Origin of the sequence: Nocardia kruczakiae NBRC 101016, from assembly GCF_001612965.1 — a bacterium.
GTDB lineage: Bacteria > Actinomycetota > Actinomycetes > Mycobacteriales > Mycobacteriaceae > Nocardia > Nocardia kruczakiae.
The window spans coordinates 137,242-154,027 of record NZ_BDBL01000022.1 but is presented as its reverse complement, the minus strand read 5'-3'; the positions used below and the strand labels follow the sequence as shown (position 1 = coordinate 154,027).

The 16,786-nt window shown below is 69.5% G+C and carries 19 protein-coding genes; 11 read left to right on the top strand and 8 right to left on the bottom strand.

From position 1 onward, the window contains the following. Positions 1 to 225: 225 nt before the first annotated feature. The gene (locus NK1_RS17020; RefSeq protein WP_063009775.1) at positions 226 to 1,296 is read right to left on the bottom strand and encodes a FecCD family ABC transporter permease; all 1,071 of its coding nucleotides are present in this window, start codon (positions 1,294 to 1,296) and stop codon (positions 226 to 228) included. A 72-nt stretch (positions 1,297 to 1,368) separates the two neighbouring features. On the opposite strand from NK1_RS17020, the gene NK1_RS17015 reads away from it, so the two are divergent. Next, positions 1,369 to 2,076 (top strand): hypothetical protein, encoded by a 708-nt coding sequence (locus NK1_RS17015; RefSeq protein ID WP_063009773.1) that lies wholly within the window; start codon positions 1,369 to 1,371, stop codon positions 2,074 to 2,076. Positions 2,077 to 2,299: 223 nt separating this feature from the next. Here the strand turns inward: NK1_RS17015 and NK1_RS17010 are convergent, their stop codons facing one another. Then, a complete protein-coding gene (locus NK1_RS17010) occupies positions 2,300 to 3,625 on the bottom strand; it encodes a bifunctional o-acetylhomoserine/o-acetylserine sulfhydrylase (protein ID WP_063009771.1) in 1,326 nt (441 codons plus the stop codon). Between the two features lie 90 nt (positions 3,626 to 3,715). Continuing rightward, a complete protein-coding gene (locus NK1_RS17005; RefSeq protein WP_063009769.1) occupies positions 3,716 to 4,258 on the bottom strand; it encodes an OsmC family protein in 543 nt (180 codons plus the stop codon). Between the two features lie 214 nt (positions 4,259 to 4,472). Between NK1_RS17005 and NK1_RS17000 the strand changes: the two genes are divergently transcribed. The 5 genes from NK1_RS17000 (at position 4,473) to NK1_RS16980 (ending at position 8,185) form a co-directional block, all read left to right on the top strand. Further along, positions 4,473 to 4,931, top strand: coding sequence for a PaaI family thioesterase (locus NK1_RS17000; RefSeq protein WP_218023133.1), 459 nt, complete (start codon positions 4,473 to 4,475; stop codon positions 4,929 to 4,931). Between the two features lie 94 nt (positions 4,932 to 5,025). After that, on the top strand, positions 5,026 to 5,328 hold the full coding sequence (locus NK1_RS16995; protein ID WP_063009767.1) for an urease subunit gamma: 303 nt from the start codon (positions 5,026 to 5,028) through the stop codon (positions 5,326 to 5,328). 8 nt (positions 5,329 to 5,336) lie between these two features. Continuing rightward, complete coding sequence (locus NK1_RS16990) at positions 5,337 to 5,723, top strand: urease subunit beta (protein WP_063009765.1); 387 nt, start codon at positions 5,337 to 5,339, stop codon at positions 5,721 to 5,723. After that, the gene (locus NK1_RS16985) at positions 5,723 to 7,444 is read left to right on the top strand and encodes an urease subunit alpha (RefSeq protein WP_063009763.1); all 1,722 of its coding nucleotides are present in this window, start codon (positions 5,723 to 5,725) and stop codon (positions 7,442 to 7,444) included. Before NK1_RS16990 ends, NK1_RS16985 begins: the two co-directional genes overlap by 1 nt. Positions 7,445 to 7,522: 78 nt before the next feature. After that, complete coding sequence (locus NK1_RS16980; protein WP_063009762.1) at positions 7,523 to 8,185, top strand: O-methyltransferase; 663 nt, start codon at positions 7,523 to 7,525, stop codon at positions 8,183 to 8,185. Here the strand turns inward: NK1_RS16980 and NK1_RS16975 are convergent. After that, positions 8,175 to 8,744 (bottom strand): PadR family transcriptional regulator, encoded by a 570-nt coding sequence (locus NK1_RS16975; protein ID WP_063906030.1) that lies wholly within the window; start codon positions 8,742 to 8,744, stop codon positions 8,175 to 8,177. The two genes, NK1_RS16980 and NK1_RS16975, sit on opposite strands and share 11 nt — an antisense overlap. A 113-nt stretch (positions 8,745 to 8,857) precedes the next feature. Between NK1_RS16975 and NK1_RS16970 the strand changes: the two genes are divergently transcribed. After that, on the top strand, positions 8,858 to 9,256 hold the full coding sequence (locus NK1_RS16970) for a nuclear transport factor 2 family protein (RefSeq protein WP_218023132.1): 399 nt from the start codon (positions 8,858 to 8,860) through the stop codon (positions 9,254 to 9,256). 7 nt (positions 9,257 to 9,263) lie between these two features. Here the strand turns inward: NK1_RS16970 and NK1_RS16965 are convergent, their stop codons facing one another. Continuing rightward, positions 9,264 to 9,980, bottom strand: a complete 717-nt coding sequence (locus tag NK1_RS16965) for a TetR/AcrR family transcriptional regulator (protein ID WP_063009756.1) — start codon at positions 9,978 to 9,980, stop codon at positions 9,264 to 9,266. An 84-nt stretch (positions 9,981 to 10,064) separates the two neighbouring features. On the opposite strand from NK1_RS16965, the gene NK1_RS16960 reads away from it, so the two are divergent. Together NK1_RS16960 and NK1_RS16955 are read left to right on the top strand one after the other, a co-directional pair. Continuing rightward, a complete protein-coding gene (locus tag NK1_RS16960; RefSeq protein WP_063009754.1) occupies positions 10,065 to 11,591 on the top strand; it encodes an MFS transporter in 1,527 nt (508 codons plus the stop codon). 64 nt (positions 11,592 to 11,655) lie between these two features. Continuing rightward, positions 11,656 to 12,522, top strand: a complete 867-nt coding sequence (locus tag NK1_RS16955) for an SDR family NAD(P)-dependent oxidoreductase (protein WP_245660593.1) — start codon at positions 11,656 to 11,658, stop codon at positions 12,520 to 12,522. Positions 12,523 to 12,591: 69 nt separating this feature from the next. Here the strand turns inward: NK1_RS16955 and NK1_RS16950 are convergent, their stop codons facing one another. The 3 genes from NK1_RS16950 to NK1_RS16940 form a co-directional block, all read right to left on the bottom strand. After that, a complete protein-coding gene (locus tag NK1_RS16950) occupies positions 12,592 to 13,419 on the bottom strand; it encodes an alpha/beta fold hydrolase (protein ID WP_063009750.1) in 828 nt (275 codons plus the stop codon). Positions 13,420 to 13,556: 137 nt separating this feature from the next. Then, positions 13,557 to 14,531 carry a zinc-binding dehydrogenase gene (locus NK1_RS16945; RefSeq protein ID WP_063009748.1) on the bottom strand — a complete coding sequence of 325 codons (975 nt, stop codon included), beginning with the start codon at positions 14,529 to 14,531 and terminating at the stop codon, positions 13,557 to 13,559. Between the two features lie 33 nt (positions 14,532 to 14,564). Continuing rightward, on the bottom strand, positions 14,565 to 15,116 hold the full coding sequence (locus tag NK1_RS16940; protein ID WP_174552731.1) for a TetR/AcrR family transcriptional regulator: 552 nt from the start codon (positions 15,114 to 15,116) through the stop codon (positions 14,565 to 14,567). 145 nt (positions 15,117 to 15,261) lie between these two features. Between NK1_RS16940 and NK1_RS16935 the strand changes: the two genes are divergently transcribed. Together NK1_RS16935 and NK1_RS16930 are read left to right on the top strand one after the other, a co-directional pair. Then, positions 15,262 to 16,101 (top strand): oxidoreductase, encoded by an 840-nt coding sequence (locus tag NK1_RS16935; protein ID WP_063009746.1) that lies wholly within the window; start codon positions 15,262 to 15,264, stop codon positions 16,099 to 16,101. 48 nt (positions 16,102 to 16,149) lie between these two features. Then, entirely contained in the window at positions 16,150 to 16,782 is a 633-nt protein-coding gene (locus NK1_RS16930; protein ID WP_063009744.1) for an urease accessory protein UreF, read from the top strand. Positions 16,783 to 16,786: the final 4 nt, after the last annotated feature.

The following is a 16,786-nucleotide window of genomic DNA, read 5'->3' as shown; positions in this document are numbered from 1 at the left end:
CCGGCCGGACCCCGGTCAGCTCCGCGCCGGATCGGCCCCCGTCGGGAGCGCTCCTCGAATCGCCGACGGAGCCGGACGCCGCCTCGGCAGCACTGGAAGAGTCGCCGCCGAAGCCGGACACCGCCTCCGTGCCGGCGTCCCCGGTCTGTCCGTCTCCGGTATTCCCTGCCCCGGTCGTCGATTCCGTGCCCGCGGCATCGGAAGTACGGATATCGCTGCGCGCGTTCACAGTTCGGCCACCTTCCGCCGGCGCACCAGGGCGATGAAACAGGGTGCGCCGATCGCGGCCAGCACGATACCGGCCTGCAACTCCCCGGGCGGTGCGATCACCCGGCCGACGACATCGGCCAGCAGCAGCACGATCGCGCCGAGCAACGCCGAATACGGAATCAGCCAGCGGTGATCCGGGCCGGTGATCATGCGGCCCAGGTGCGGAACGACCAGTCCGAGAAAGGCGATCGGGCCGACCGCGGCCGTCGCGGCGCCCGTCAGCAGCACCACCGCGGTGAGTCCGATCGCACGGTTGCGCGCGATGTTCACCCCGAGTCCGCGCGCGACGTCCTCGCCGAGTCCGATCGCGTTGAGCCCGGGCGCGGCCAGGATCGCCAGCACCGCTCCCGCGAGGATGAACGGCACCACCTGGGCCGCCACCGCGGGTTCGTGCCCGGCGGGTGTGCCGACCACCCAGAAGCGGTAGGTGTCGAGTGCGGCCGGATCGAGCAGGATCACCGCATTGGTCAGCGCCTGCAGCAGTGCGGTGACCGCCGCACCGGCCAGGACCAGCGTCAACGGGGTGGACCGGCTGCCGCCGGTCGCCGCGGCGCCGAACACCACCACGCCCGCCACCAGCGCCCCGGCGAAGGCGAACCAGATGTACTGGCTCGGCTGGGTGAGTGCGAACAGGTGAATGCCGAGCGCGGCCAGGAACGCCGCGCCCGCGTTGAGGCCGAGCAATCCGGCGTCGGCGAGCGGATTGCGCGTGTAGCCCTGGATCAACGCACCCGCGATACCGAGCGCGGCGCCGGTGAGCAGTGCGAGAACCGTTCGGGGCAACCGCAATTCGCGCACGATCCGATCGGCCTGTCCGTCCGCCGGGCAGGTGAACGGCACGCCGTCCGGACAGGAGACGGCATGCCAGATCTCTGCCGGGGACAGGGATTTCGCGCCGACGGCGAGTCCGGCGACGACGGCGAGCAGCAGCACCCCGGCCAGGAGTGCCAGGCCGGTCGCGCGGCGACGGGGGGTGGTGACTGCGGCGGACACGGCGGCGAACGACTCCTGGGTGACGCGTTTCATGGCAATGACAAGTCTGGTAAGCCTAACCTATCTTCCGTTGTCGACCGTAATGCCGAACGTTGAGGGGGTTCGATGTCCGAACCAGTGACGATTTTCCCGGCTCGCCGTCTCGAGCCGGCGTTCGAACAGATCTGCGTCCGGCTGCGCGCGCTGCAGCCCGGCCATCCGCGGGTCTACGCCATGGCGGCGATGGCCGAACAGGGTCGCCGGCGCTGGTGGCGACTGGCCGACGGGGTGCGCGAAGGTCGCATCGAGCTGATGTATCGCCGGCACGCGGCGGAGATGGTCAGCGCTGAGATCGCCGCCGAGGTGGTCGCCACAGCCCTGATCCATGCCGTGGTCGGCCGGGTGGTCGCGCTGGCGGTCTGCGACAACCGGGCCTGGGATCCCGGGCTCGAGAATCTGTGGGTGCACACCGACAACGACGGCGGACTGGACTGGGCGGGCCTGTCCGACACGACGATTCGGGTGGTGGCGGGTGATCCGCTGGCCGGGCGTCCGGGGGTGGTGACGCTGCCGTGTGATCGGGCGCTGTCGGTGTGGCTGGCGCATCGCTGTGAGGCGGCACTGACGCTGGTGTGCGAGAGCCTGTACCGCTGTGCCGGGCTGAGCCGGGCACGATTCTGGAATCTGGTGGGCGAATCCATCGTCGGCGCGGCCACCTACGTGCCGGAATTGGCGCGGACCCGCGCGGATGCCGGGACCGAGCGGGGTCAGGCGCTGCTGTTGGCATTGGCCGATCGCGGTTTGCCGGTACGTCGCTCTTGCTTGGTTAGGTAAGGCTGACCTACACTCGACTCGGCGTCCGGATCGAGCGAGAGTCCCGAGGGCTGCGGTCGACTCCCCGATCCACTGCCCGCGGCGGGCCCTTCGTCACGGAGGGCCCGCCGCGTCGTTTCCCCGAACGTCCCCGCGCGAATCTCGATGTGCCGGTAATTGTTTCGCAGACACGACGATGCCCGGCCCACCGCCGGGGTGGCGGTGAACCGGGCATCGGTGAGAACTAGTGCGTGGCGGCGAAACCGGTCCGCAGGTCGGCGAGGATGTCCTCGATCCCCTCGATCCCCACCGCGAGCCGGACCAGGCCCGGCGTCACACCCGCGGCCAGCTGCTCCTCGGGAGTCAACTGCGAATGGGTGGTCGAGGCCGGGTGGATGACCAGCGACCGCACATCACCGATATTGGCGACATGGCTGTGCAGGGTCAGCGCGTCGACGAACTTCTTGCCCGCGTCCACACCGCCGGCCAACTCGAAGCCGACGATCGCACCGGTGCCCTTCGGCGCCAGTTCCCGGCCACGCTCGTACCACGGCGACGACGGCAGACCCGCGTAGAAGACGTTGGTCACCTCCGGCTGCTCGGTGAGGAATTCCGCGACCGCCTGCGCGTTCGAGACGTGCCGCTCCACCCGCAGGCTCAGCGTCTCGAGACCCTGGCTGATCAGGAACGCGTTGAACGGCGCCACCGCGGAGCCGAGGTCGCGCAGCAACTGCACCCGCGCCTTCAGCGCGTACGCCGGCGCACCCAGATCGGCGAAGACCGCGCCGTGGTAGCTGGGGTCCGGGGTGGTGAAGCCGGGGAAGCGCGAGTTGCCCTGCTCGTCGGTCACCGTCCAGTCGAACGTGCCACCGTCGACGATCACGCCGGCGATCGCCGCACCGTGGCCACCCAGGTACTTCGTCGCCGAGTGCACGACGATGTCGGCGCCGTGCTTGAGCGGCTGGATCAGATACGGGGTCGGCACGGTGTTGTCCACGATGAACGGCACACCGGCGGTGTGCGCGACCTCGGCCAGGCCCGGCAGATCCAGGATGTGGTTCTGCGGGTTGGACACCGTCTCGCCGTAGATCGCCTTGGTGTTCGGGCGGATCGCGGCGCGCCACTGATCCAGATCGTCGGGATCTTCGACGAACGACACCTCGATGCCCAGCTTCGGCAGCGTGTAGTGGAACAGGTTGTAGGTGCCGCCGTAGAGGCGCGGACTCGAGACGATGTGGTCACCGGCGCCCGCGATGTTGAGGATCGCGAAGGTTTCGGCGGCCTGGCCCGAGGACAGCAGCAGTGCCGCCACACCACCCTCGAGGGCGGCGATGCGCTGCTCGACCGCGTCCTGGGTGGGGTTCATGATGCGGGTGTAGATGTTGCCGGGCTCGGCCAGACCGAACAGCGCCGCCGCGTGATCGGTGTCGCGGAAGGTGTAGGAGGTGGTCTGGTAGATCGGCAGCGCGCGAGCGTTGGTGGTGCCGTCGGGAATCTGGCCGACGTGAACCTGCTTGGTCTCGAAGCTCCAGTTCTGCGCCGGATCGTTCGGCTCGACGGAGTCGGTCATGGGTTTCAGCTCCAAAAGGTGTAGGTGGGATGGGTCGTCGCGCATGAGGCGGCGGTGCGCCGCCCCCAAGGATGCCCGATTCGCGAAGAATCAGGCGGAAACTGTGGAGTTTTCCGACTCGGAAGTGATCAGTGTGGTCAGCACGGGCGTCGGCCCGGTGGAGATGTCGAGAACCGGGCAGTGGGCGTCCACGGCGGCCTGCAGTTCAGCGTAACGCCCCGCCGGCTCCGGGCCGTCGATGTGCACAGTCACCCGGACCTGCTGGAATCCGGCGCGCACGGTGTCGTCGAGGCCGAAGAAGCCGCGCACGTCGAGGTCGCCCTCGGCGTCGATGCGCAGATCGTCGACGACGATGCCCAGTCGCTGCGCCCAGAACCGATAGGTCACCACCTGACAGGAGATCAGCGCCGCGAGATAGAACTCGACCGGATTGGGCGCCGTACCCGCGCCGCCCAGCGCGGCCGGCTCGTCCACCCGGACCGTGTAGGTGCCGGCCGTGACGGCGCTGCCGACGGCGCCCTCCGCGATGCCGGCGGCGGAAAACAGGACCTGCGCCTTCGCCGGATCGCCGGCCACGGCCTGTGCGGTGGCGTCGACGATGTCGTTGAGCGGAGTGTCCGATGCGGCTGTCATGGCCGCCACGGTAGGGCCGCGCGGATGCGGGAGCGAGGGTTGCGCTCGCCGTGATCACAACCGTAGCCGGATCGCTGTGAGTGCGTATGCCCCTGCGGTACAACGATTTTCACATGTTATCACCAGGTGTGCTGCCCGATTACCGGGCCCGCCCGCGCCCGGGCGTGCGGCACCGCCGTACCGGGCGGTACTCGGGTGGTGTAAGTGTTTTTCCATGACACAGCACGACCGATTCGAGGCTCGTTCCCTGGCGGATGTCACGCCCGAGCAGATGACCCGCTACAGCGAGGGGACCTTCACCGACCTCATCGGTCTGAAGTACACCGAGGTCGGGCCCGATCGTGTGGTCGGGGAGTGGGTGGTCTCGCCGCAGTTGCATCAGCCCGCGGGCATCGTCAACGGCGGGGTGTACTGCACGATCATCGAAACCCTGGCCAGTGTCGGCGGCGGTGTCTGGTTCGGCGACCGCGGACATGTGGTGGGCGTCAACAACAACACCGACTTCCTGCGCGCGGTCCGCGAGGGCAGCCTGCGCGGCGTCGCCACCCCGATTCACCAGGGCCGATCGCAGCAGCTGTGGCAGGTCCAGATCACCGACGAGCAGGACCGGGTGGTCGCGCGTGGGCAGGTGCGGCTGCAGAACCTCACCGCGGACGGCGCGGCCGAACGCTAGCCCTGAAGGCGAGCGCCGACACGACGACGAGCGCACCCGGTACGGCCGTGCCAAGATATCGAGCACCGTACGCCCGAGCAGCCGAGGAGGCGATGTGCGTCTGTCACCGCACGAGCAGGAACGGCTGATGCTCAGCTACGCGGCCGAGCTGGCGCGGCGGCGGCAGGCGCGCGGGCTCAAACTCAACCACCCCGAGGCGGTCGCCATCATCACCGACCACGTCCTGGAGGGCGCCCGCGACGGCCGCACCGTCGCCGAGTTGATGTCCTCGGGTCGCACCGTGCTCACCCGCGACGACGTGATGGCGGGTGTGCCGGAGATGATCCCGGACGTCCAGGTCGAGGCCACCTTCCCCGACGGCACCAAACTGGTGACCGTGCATCACCCGATCGGCTGAGGGCACCGATGAGCGCGAGATCCGCCGAGAGCGGCCACGGCCCGGTGCCGGGCGAGTATCTGCTCGCCGCCGACCCCATCGAAATCAACGCCGGCGCCGACCGGATCGAACTCGAGGTGGTCAACACCGGTGACCGGCCGGTGCAGGTGGGCAGTCACGTGCACTTCCCGCAGGCCAACACCGCCCTCGAGTTCGACCGGGTCGCCGCACACGGCCGCCGACTCGACATCCCGGCGGGGACCGCCGTGCGCTTCGAACCCGGTCTGGCGCAGCGGGTTTCGCTGGTACCGCTGGGCGGCAGCCGCGAGGTGTACGGAATCGGCCCGGAGGCGCCGGGACCGCTCGGCCCGGTAACCGACCGGTCCGGCGAGACAGACGGAAGGCCGGTCGACTGATGGCGGAACTGTCCCGCGCTCGTTACGCCACGCTCTTCGGCCCCACAGTCGGGGATCGAATTCGCCTGGCCGACACCGATCTTCTGATCGAGATCACCGAAGACCGCTGCGGCGGACCCGGACTGGCCGGTGACGAGGCCGTCTTCGGTGGTGGCAAGGTCTTGCGCGAATCGATGGGCCAAGCTCGCGCCACCCGCGCCGAGGGCACCCCGGACACCGTGATCACCGGGGCGGTGATCATCGACTACTGGGGAATCATCAAGGCCGACATCGGCATTCGCGACGGCCGGATCTGCGCGATCGGCAAGGCCGGCAATCCGGAGACCATGGACGGCGTGCATCCAGATCTCGTCGTGGGCCCGTCGACGGAGATCATCGCCGGCAACGGCCGCATCCTCACCGCCGGCGCGATCGACTGCCACGTCCACTTCATCTGCCCGCAGTTGCTCGACGAGGCGCTCGGCGGCGGTATCACCACCCTGATCGGCGGCGGAACCGGGCCGGCCGAGGGCTCCAAGGCCACCACGGTCACTCCCGGCGCCTGGCATCTGGGCCGCATGCTGGAGGCCACCGACGGCTGGCCGGTCAACATCCTGCTGCTGGGCAAGGGCAACACCGTGCGTCCCGAGGCGATGTGGGAGCAATTACGCGGCGGCGCGGGCGGATTCAAGCTGCACGAGGACTGGGGAACCACCCCGGCCGCGATCGACGCCTGCCTGCGGGTGGCCGATGCCGCCGGAGTCCAGGTCGCGCTGCATTCCGATACGCTCAACGAGGCCGGATTCGTCGAGGACACCCTCGCCGCGATCGCCGGGCGGGCCATCCACTCGTATCACACCGAGGGCGCCGGCGGCGGGCACGCGCCGGACATCATCACCGTCGCCTCGCACCCGAACGTGATGCCCAGCTCGACCAATCCGACTCGCCCGCACACGGTCAACACTCTCGACGAACATCTGGACATGCTGATGGTGTGCCACCACCTCAATCCGGCCGTGCCCGAGGATCTCGCCTTCGCCGAGAGCCGGATCCGGCCCTCCACCATCGCCGCGGAGGACCTGCTGCACGATCTGGGCGCGATCTCGATGATCGGCTCGGATTCCCAGGCGATGGGCCGCATCGGGGAAGTGGTGATGCGGACGTGGCAGACCGCGCACATGATGAAGGTCCGCCGCGGCGCGCTGCCCGGTGACGGGGCCGCCGACAATCACCGGGTGCGCCGCTATATCGCGAAATACACGATCTGCCCGGCGGTGACGCACGGCCTGGACCACGAGATCGGGTCGGTGGAAGTCGGCAAACTGGCCGATCTGGTGCTGTGGGAGCCGGCCTTCTTCGGCGTGCGCCCGCACGCGGTGCTCAAGGGCGGCGCGATCGCCTGGGCCGCGATGGGTGATGCCAACGCCTCGATCCCGACCCCGCAGCCGGTGCTGCCGCGGCCGATGTTCGGCGCCGCGCCGGTGGTGGCGGCGGGGACGTCACTGCACTTCGTCTCCCCGCAGGCCGTCGAGGACGGACTCGCCGAGCGACTGCAGGTCCGGCGCACACTCGTGCCGGTGGCCGATGTGCGCCGCCGGACCAAGAACGATCTGCCGCTCAACGACGCGATGCCGCGCATCGAGGTGGAACCCGACACCTTCACCGTCCGCATCGACGGTGAGGTGTGGGACCAGCAGCCGGCCACCGAGCTGCCGATGGCGCAGCGCTACTTCTTGTTCTGATCCCGCGCGATTCTGCGGTGCGGGGGCGCCGACGGCGCTGCGCTGCGCCGGTGCGGTCGCGGTGGCACACTGGCCGATATGACGAATGCCGAATGGGGCGCGGTCGATCGCTACGTCGTGGACACTCTGATCGGCGATGCCGATTCCGATGTGGCGCAGGCGAATTCCGAGGCGGGCCTGCCGCCCATCGACGTCTCGCCGGCGCAGGGCAAATTCCTGTATCTGCTCGCGCTGTCGGCCGGGGCGCGGCGTGTCCTCGAGATCGGCACGCTCGGCGGGTTCAGCACCTTGTGGCTGGCGCGTGCGGTGGGACCGCAGGGGCGCGTCGTGACGTTGGAATACGATCCGCACCACGCCGAGGTGGCCCGCGCCAACCTCGATGGCAAGGGTGTGGGGGAGCGGGTGGAGATCCGGGTCGGCGCGGCGCTGGACACCTTGCCGGGAGTCGCCGAGGACCACAGTGAGCCCTTCGATTTGGTCTTCATCGATGCCGACAAGGTCAACAACGCCAACTACGTGCGGTGGGCCCTGCGGCTGACCCGGACCGGTTCGGTGATCATCGTCGACAATGTCGTGCGCCGTGGCGCCCTGGCCGGCGGCGATCCCGGCGACCCCGCGGTCCGCGGGGCCCGGGAAGCGCTGGGACTGCTCGCCGAGGAGCCGCGGCTCGAGGCCACCGTGCTGCAGACCGTGGGCAGTAAGGGCTGGGACGGATTCGCCTACGCCGTGGTCACCGGCTGACCGGTGCCGAATCGCCGTGCCCGACCCGGTCGGGACGGTCGGCGAGTTCGGTCCAGAAGTCCACGTATGCCTGTTCGTGGCCGATGCCGAGTTCCAGGATGCGGGAACGGGATTGGGCCCGCACGGTATCGGCCGGGTCGATCTCGGCGTGCATCGCGCGGTAGCGGTCGAGCCAGCGGCGGTGCTCGGCCGCCTGGCGGCGCGCGAGGGCGACCACGTCCTCCGGTGCGCCGAGGTCGGCGAAGAACAGTTTCACCTGCGCCGGATCACGCGTCTCCGGCGGCGGGCATCCGGGGTCGGCCAGCCATGCGCGTAACGCCTCGCGTCCGGCGTCGGTGAGCTGGAATACCCGCCGGCGGCGGCCGGTCTCCTCGGCGTCCTCGTGCAGCAGGCCCCGCTCGGCCAGCCGGGCCGGGATGCGGTAGAGCTGCGCGTGCGGCACCGGCCAGAAGTAGTCGACGCTCTCCTCCATGCGTGCTTTGAGTTCGTAGGGGGTGAGTGGGCCGTGCCGGGCGATGAGCCCGAGCACGATATGGTCCTGCGCTCCCAGATCCGCCATGGTCGTCAGCTTTCGGTTCGGCACGTCTCGGTTCGGAACGGCATTGACACGGTCTCACTGAGACTATAGCTTCATATCCGTCATACCGTATCAATGAGACTATTGGAGTGGACATGCGCGCATACGGAATCGAACTCTTCGACCGCTGGACGGCGATGTGGAACGGGGAGCTGGGGCTCGCGAGCCGAATCATGGCCCCGCACTTCACACTTCGATATGCCCAGCCGGGCGCCGAGGTCTACGACAGCATCCACGATCCGGAGACGTTCGCGCGGCAGATCGCGGCCTTCCGCGCGGCCGCGCCCGGGCAGCGATTCGAAACCCAGGGCGAGGCGGTCGTCGAGATCGACGACCGCCGTACCGGGACCGTGGCGCGGCCCTATGGTTCGCGGCGACCGGTCGCGGACGGTGAGATCGCCGTGAGCGGCACCGATATCCTCCGCGTCGAGGACGGGCTGATCGTGGAGGTCTGGTCGGTCTCCGGCGGGATCCAGGGCCGGTCGTACTACTGAGTGTCGGTCAGCGGTGGCGTGCGGCGAAACCGTCGCACATCGCCGCCAGGCCCGAATGCAATTGCCGCACCGGATCGAGCAGATCGCCGAGTCCGGTGCCCTCGAGGGGCGCCAGCGCGGGCGGGCTCGGCCAGCGCGGGGTGCCCTCGAGAAGTGCTGTCAGACCGGAGGATTCGTCGTGCTCGTCCTCGCGGGCGGCCAGAATGGTGGCGCTGACCTGCTGGAGAGCGATGCCGGCGATATAACTCCAGACCTCGAGAGCCATCGCGGTGGCCTCGCGGCGATCATCGGTCAGTTCGAGCAGACCCTCGGTCAGCCAGCCCAGGCACGCCAGGCTGTGCGGGCCGAAGTTGTAGCGCGGCACCGCGAAGGTGAACAACACCCACGGATGCAGCCGGTAGAGCTGCCAGTCGATATCGGCGGCCGCGCGCACCCGGTCGCGCCAGGTCCAGCCCGCTTCCGGCGCCGGATACGGGTAGCGGCGCGCGACCTCGTCGGTCATATCGGCCAGCAGCGCGTCCTTGTTCGGTACGTGCCGATACAGCGACATCGCGCCCACGCCCATCCGCTCGGCGATACGGCGCATGGACAATCCGTCGATGCCGTCGGCATCCGCCAGCGCGATAGCGGTGTCGACGATCGCCGCCCGCGTCAGCCGCTCGGGCTGAGACGGGCTCGGGGAGCCCGAAGGCGCAGGTGAGGATGGGTGGGAAGGTTTCGGCATCGAAACTCGCTTTCCTTTCTGCGGCCGGATGCGTACGCTGTACCCCGGTCGCGTACGACGTACGCACGAGATGAAGGATAGGTGATGGTCGGCATTGAGACCTCGGCGGCGGGCTACACCGCGCCGAGCGCAACCCCCCGGCGGGCGTGGCTGGGTCTGGCGGTGTTGATCCTGCCGGTGCTGCTGGTGTCGATGGACATGTCGGTGCTGTACCTGGCGATGCCGACGCTGACCGAGCATCTGGACCCCTCGGCCGAACAGCAGCTGTGGATTCTCGACATCTACGGATTCATGATCGCCGGCCTGCTGATCACCATGGGCAATCTCGGTGACCGCATCGGCCGGCGCAACATCTTGCTCGCCGGCGCAACGGTTTTCGGCATCGCCTCGCTGCTGGCGGCCTTCGCGCCCAGCGCCGGCGTGCTGATCGCGGCCCGCGCGCTGATGGGTGTCGGCGGTGCGACGCTGCTGCCGTCGAGCCTGGCGCTGATCTCGAGCCTGTTCCCCGACGCGCGGGCCCGCGGCACCGCGATCGGCATCTGGACGGCGTTCTTCGCGGGCGGTTCGGCGGTGGGACCGGTGATCGGCGGCCTGCTGCTGCACAAGTTCTGGTGGGGTTCGATTTTCCTGATCAATACGCCGGTGCTGCTGGTGCTGCTGGCGCTGGGACCGCTGCTGCTGCCCGAACACCGCTCCGCCGGTCGCGGACCGCTGGATCCGGTGAGCGTGCTCATGTCCATCGGCGGCATCCTGCCGCTGGTGTACGCGGTGAAACGAGCCGCGGCCGAGGGCGTCGACGCGGTCTCGGTCGTGCTCGGCCTCGCCGGTGTCGCGGTCCTGGTGGCATTCGTGCGACGCCAGCGCACTCTGGCCGAACCGCTGCTGGATCTGAGCCTGTTCCGGCGCGGCCTGTTCCGCGTGGCGATCGGGTCGTCCACGGTGGGCATGATGTCGCTGGCCGGAATGAGCTATCTGACCAGCATGTATCTGCAGTCGGTGGCCGGCCGCGACGTCCTGGGCGCGGCGCTGCTGGGTATTCCGGCGGCGGTGGCGGTGTTCGTGTGCTCGATGGGCGGGGCGCGGGTGGCGCGCCGGCTCGGCACACGCGGATCGTTCGTGCTGGCGTTGAGTGCGGCCGCGGCCGGCAACCTGCTGTTGCTCGGTATCGGTGTCGACGGCGGAATCGGCTGGTACATCGCGGGATCCACGATCGCGGGCCTCGGCTACGGCATCGTGTTCACCCTGGTGTCGGAGGTCGCGGTGTCCTCGGTTCCGGCCGAGCGCGCGGGATCGGCGGTCGGTATCTCCGAAACCAGTTTCGAACTGGGTAACGCCCTGGGGTTGTCGCTGCTGGGTTCGCTGGCGGCGCTGGTGTTCCGATCGGGTGGCGATTTCGCCGACACGCTCGGCGAGACGCTGGTGCGCCATCGCGGCGATCCGGCCGTCATCCATGCCGCGCAGAGCTCGTTCGTCACCGGCATGCACACCGCGCTGATGGTCGGTGCGGCATTGCTGATCATGATGGCGGTGCCGGCCGCGGCGACCTCGGGCCGCCGGCGCCGGCGCGCGATCGCGGTCGATGCCGCCTCCGCGGCGGCGGGATCGCGCTGACCGGTTCCCGGCTGCGGTGACGATTCCGGCCCACCGGCGCAGGCGGCCCAATACAGTTTCGGCTGTGACAGATACCGTCTCACCGGGGCGTCCGCTGGCAGAGCGGGTTGCGACGCGGTTGTTGTATCCCACGTCGCGGCCCCGCGACACGGCGCTGCGCGAGGCCGTCTCGGGCCGTGTCGTGCTGGTGACCGGTGCCTCGCACGGCATCGGGAAGGTCACCGCCGCCAAATTCGCCGCCGCCGGAGCCGTGGTGGTGATGGTGGCACGCTCGACGGCGGAGCTGGACGCCGCGGCCGACGAGATCACCGCGAGCGGCGGCATCGCGCACACCTACAGCGCCGATCTGACCGATATGGACGCGGTGGACGAGCTGGCCCGCGACATCCTCGCCACACATGGGCGGGTGGATGTGGTGATCAACAATGCGGGCCGTTCGATCCGGCGCTCGATCGACCAGTCCTACGATCGTTTCCACGATTTCACCCGGACCATCGATATCAACTATCTCGGCCCGGTGCGGCTGCTGCTGGCTTTGCTGCCGGCGATGCGGGAGCGCGGCCGCGGACACATCGTCAACATCTCCACCTGGGGGCTACGCATGCCGCCGGCGCCGCGGTGGGCCGCCTACGGGGCGTCGAAGGCGGCATTCGACCAGTGGTTGCGCACGGTGGCGACCGAGGTGGCGGCCGACGGCGTCACCACCACCTCGATCTACATGCCGCTGGTGCATACCCGCATGAGCGCGCCCACCGATTTCGGCTCCATGCCGGGCCTGACCGCCGCCGAGGCCGCGGATCTGGTGTGTCACGCCGTCGTCGCGAAACCGGTGGAGATCTCACCGTGGTGGAGCGGTCCCCTGCAGGCGTGGACGGATCTGACCCGCGGCCCGATGCAGCGGCTGATGGCCCGCAGCATCCGATTCACCTGAACCGCGTGCGCGGACCGTGGCCGATGGCCCTGCGCGACAACCGGATTCGCGCGAGCCCTCGGGATCGTTTCAGCTCTGCAGGAATGCCAGCAGGTCGGCGTTGAAACGGTCCTTGTCACCGGGCACCAGCGCGATACCGTGCGAACCGCCCTCGTAGACGGTGAGGGTGGCGTTCGGGATGATCTTCGCCGCCTTGCGGGCGGTGGCGTCGATCGGCACGATCTGGTCGTCGTCGCCGTGCACGATCAGCGTCGGGACATCGAACTTCTCCAGGTCGGCGGTGAAATCGGTGTATGCGAAGGCGTCCACACAGCGCACCCCGGCCTCGATCGACTCGTGCATCGCCATGAACCAGAACGCGTCGCGGTTGCCCTGGGTGGCCCTGGTGCCCGGCCGGTTGGCGCTGAAGAAGCCCTCGGAGGTGTCGCGCCAGAACTGCGAACGTTCGGTCAGGATGCCCTTCTTGATCTGCTCGAACACCTCGTCGGGCACGCCTTCGGGGTTGTCGCCGGTGCGCGCCATCAGCGGCGGGATAGCCGACAGCAACACCGCCGAGCGCACCCGTCCGGTGCCGTGTCGGCCGATGTAGCGAGCCAGTTCCCCGCCACCCATGGAGTGCGCCACCAGAGTGACATCGCGGACGTCGAGCCGGGTGAGCAGATCGTTCAGGTCGTCGGCGAAGGTGTCGAAGTCGTATCCGCTCCACGGCTGTGCCGAACGCCCGTGGCCGCGGCGATCGTGCGCGATACCGCGAAAACCGTTGTCCGCCACGCATTTCAACTGATCGTCCCAGGCGTCGGCGTTGAGCGGCCAGCCGTGGATGAAGACCACGGGGCGGCCCGAACCCCAATCCTTGTAGTAGATGTCGACCTCGTCGCGCGTCGTACACACAGGCATGGACGAACCTCCTCCGCGTGCGCCCGCCGGCCTCGGTCGTGGGCCGTGAGAACGAGACGCGACCTCCAGCGTAGGAGCTCGGACCGAGGCGACGGGCTACGAATCGGTTACGTCAGCAATCGAGCAGCTACCGACTGTTACGGCTCGAGGACGACCTTGCCGACGGTGGCACGCTCCTCGAGCGCCCGGTGCGCGGCGGCGGCATCGGCGAGGGCGAACCGGTGTACTGCAGGGCGCAACCGACCGGATCCGGCCGCGACCAGGGCGCGCGTCTCCAGCGCCGCGATTCCGCCGCCACGTTCGAGCATGTCCGGACCGAGAACCGACCGTGAGGTAATGCCGCGGGCGGCGAGGTCGCCGGGGTCGAATTCCAGTGCGGTATCGCTCCAGCCGAAGACCAGATGGGCGCCGCCGGGTGCGAGCAATTCGACGGCCGCCCGGCCGGCGGCGCCGCCGACACCGTCGAAGACCCAGTGCGCGGGCCGGTCGCCGAAACGTGCCCGCACGGCATCCGGCCACCTCGGGTCGGTGTAGTCGAGGGCGAGGTCGGCGCCGTTGGCCGCCACGGTGGTGACCTTGGCCGGGCTGCCGGCCAGGCCGACGACGGTGAGCCCGGCGGCGCGCAGATATTGCACGAGCAGCGTGCCGATCCCACCCGCTGCGGCCGGCACCACCGCGAGCTGTCCGGGCTCGACCTCGGCGAATCCCAGAATGCCCAGGGTGGTTCGGCCCGTGCCGATCATCGCCACCGCCGCGGCCGCATCCAGCGCGTCCGGAATGCGGTGCAGCCGTTGCGCATCCGCGACTGCCAGCGCGGCATAGCCGCCCGGTGCGGCGCCCAGATGGGTCACCACCCGAGCGCCCAGCAGATCCGGGTCGGCGCCGCGACCGAGCAGGTCGACGACGCCCGCGACCTCACGGCCGGGGATCGTCGGTAATTGCGGCAGCGGGTAGGGCCCCGGCAGGCCCTGGCGCAAACGGGTGTCGATCAAGTGGATTCCCGCCGCGGCCACCGCGATTCGCACCTGTCCGGGTTCCGGCAGGGGATCGGGGACGGTCTCGTAGCGCAGGTTCTCGGCCGGACCGAATTCGTGCAGGCGTATCGCTTTCATGAGCCCAGCCTGCAACCTTCATCATTGTTGAGGTCAAGCGTGCGCGGAGGTGCCCACACCACGCAGCAGGGTGTCGACCACGATGTCGGCCGCGCGGGCCGGATCGAGCTGCGGAAGGTTCTCGGCGGCGTTGACCATCAGCTGTGCCAGCAGTGTCGACACCCAGCCCTCGGGAAGGCCGGGGCGCAGCAGACCTTCATCGGTGGCTCGCCGCAGAAACGTGTCGACCTCGGCGATCAGCGGCGCCCGACGCTCGCGAACGGTTTCGTCGGCCACCAGTCTCGCTGTCTGCACCGGCCAGCGGCGGTTGACGCCGATGATCGCTTCGACGTACCGGTGCAGGGCGACCGCGACCGGCGCCTCCCGGAGCCGGGCTCCGGCGATGGCTTCCTCGACCGCGTCGTATCGAGCCTGATAGACGGCCGCGAGGAGATCGTCGCGCGAGGCGAAGCGGCGGTAGACGGTGCGCCGGTCCACGCCGGCCTCGGCGGCGATGGCCGACAGGCTCGCGGACGGATCGTCGGCGAGCAGCCGGGCGCCGGTGGTCAGCACCTGTTCGATATTGCGGGCGGCGTCAGCTCTCACGGCTTCAATGTACACATGTGAGCAGCGGAACTACGAAGAACTGCTGCTATTGAGCGGCGGAAATGCAATTAAGTGCTACATTGATGTGACAGAAGAGAGATGTCCGGTCGCCCGACAGCGTCCGGACCGTAGGACGGAGAAGAACATGGCCGGAACATGGCTGATCACCGGTGCGTCGCGGGGCCTGGGACGCGAGCTGACCGAGGCCGCGCTGGCCGCCGGGCATAGGGTCGTCGCCGGTGCGCGTCGCCCCGAACAGCTCGACGACGTGGTGACGCGCTACGGCTCGCGCATCCTGCCGGTGCGACTGGACGTCACCGACCCCGCGGCGGCCGAGGCGGCCGTGCGCGCGGCCACCGAGACCTTCGGCTCCCTCGACGTCGTGGTCAACAACGCCGGATACGCCGACAGCGCCCCGATCGAGGAGATGGCCGCCGACGATTTCCGGGCACAGGTCGAGACCAACCTGTTCGGCGTCGTGCACGTCACCCGCGCCGCACTGCCGGTGCTGCGGACCCAGCGCTCGGGAACCTTCGTCCAGATCTCCTCGATCGGCGGCCGGGTCGGTGGTTCGCCCGGACTCGGCGCCTATCAAACGGCGAAATTCGCGGTCGAGGGATTCTCCGAAGTGCTGGCGAGCGAGGTGGCCCCGTTCGGAGTCCGGGTCGTGATCGTCGAGCCGGGCGCATTCCGCACCGACTGGCAGGGCGCCTCGATGACCATCCATCCGGTGGGAGCCGACTACGAGGAGACCGTCGGCGCCGTCCACCGCTACCGCCGTGACAAGGACGGAAACCAGCCGGGTGATCCCGCCCGCGCCGCCCGCATCATCGTCGAGGTGGCGGACTCGGAGGAACCGCCACGCCGCCTGCTGCTGGGCAGTGATGCGCTGGCCGCGGCCCGGACGGCCGGACAGATCCGGGCGGACGAAACCGAGAAGTGGGCCGCGGTGAGCGCCTCGGCGGACTTCGCAGCGGCCGGCTGACCGCGCGGTTCTAGGATCGGAGATCGTGCCCGGCCCCAGGAGATGCCCATGAGCCTCGCGATGGTGATGTCGCTCGCCGACTCGCGGCTGCCCATCGGCGGGCACGTGCATTCGGGCGGTGTCGAGGAGGCGGTCAGCTCCGGGCTCGTGCGTGACGTCGACACGGTGGCGGCCTATCTGCGGCGCCGGATCCGCACCACGGGTCTGGTCGCGGCGTCGTTGTCGGCGGCCGTCTGTGCGGGAGCCCTGACGCCCTCGGCGGCGGAGGCGGAAGCCGATGCCCGCACCCCGGCACCGGCGGCGCGCACGGCCTCGCGGGCACAGGGCCGCGGACTGTTACGGCTCGCGAAACAGGTATGGCCGCAGCATGATTGGCCCAACCTGGGCATGCGGCCGCATCTGTCCACGGTGTTCGGTGTCGTGGGCAGCGCCGCGGGGGTGCGGCCGGTGGAGATCGCCGGGGTCGTGGTCTATACGACGATGACCGGAGCCGCCACCGCGGCGCAGCGGTTGCTCGCACTCGATCCGGCCGCGGTCGCGGCGATCACGCTGGAGCTGGCTGCGCTGTGCGACGAGACCGCCCGCGCGGCCACGATCGGCCCGGCGGCCCTGTCCGATCCGCTCGGTGACGTGCTCGCCCAACGCCACCTCGACCGTGAGATGCCGCTGTTCGCCTCGTAGCGCG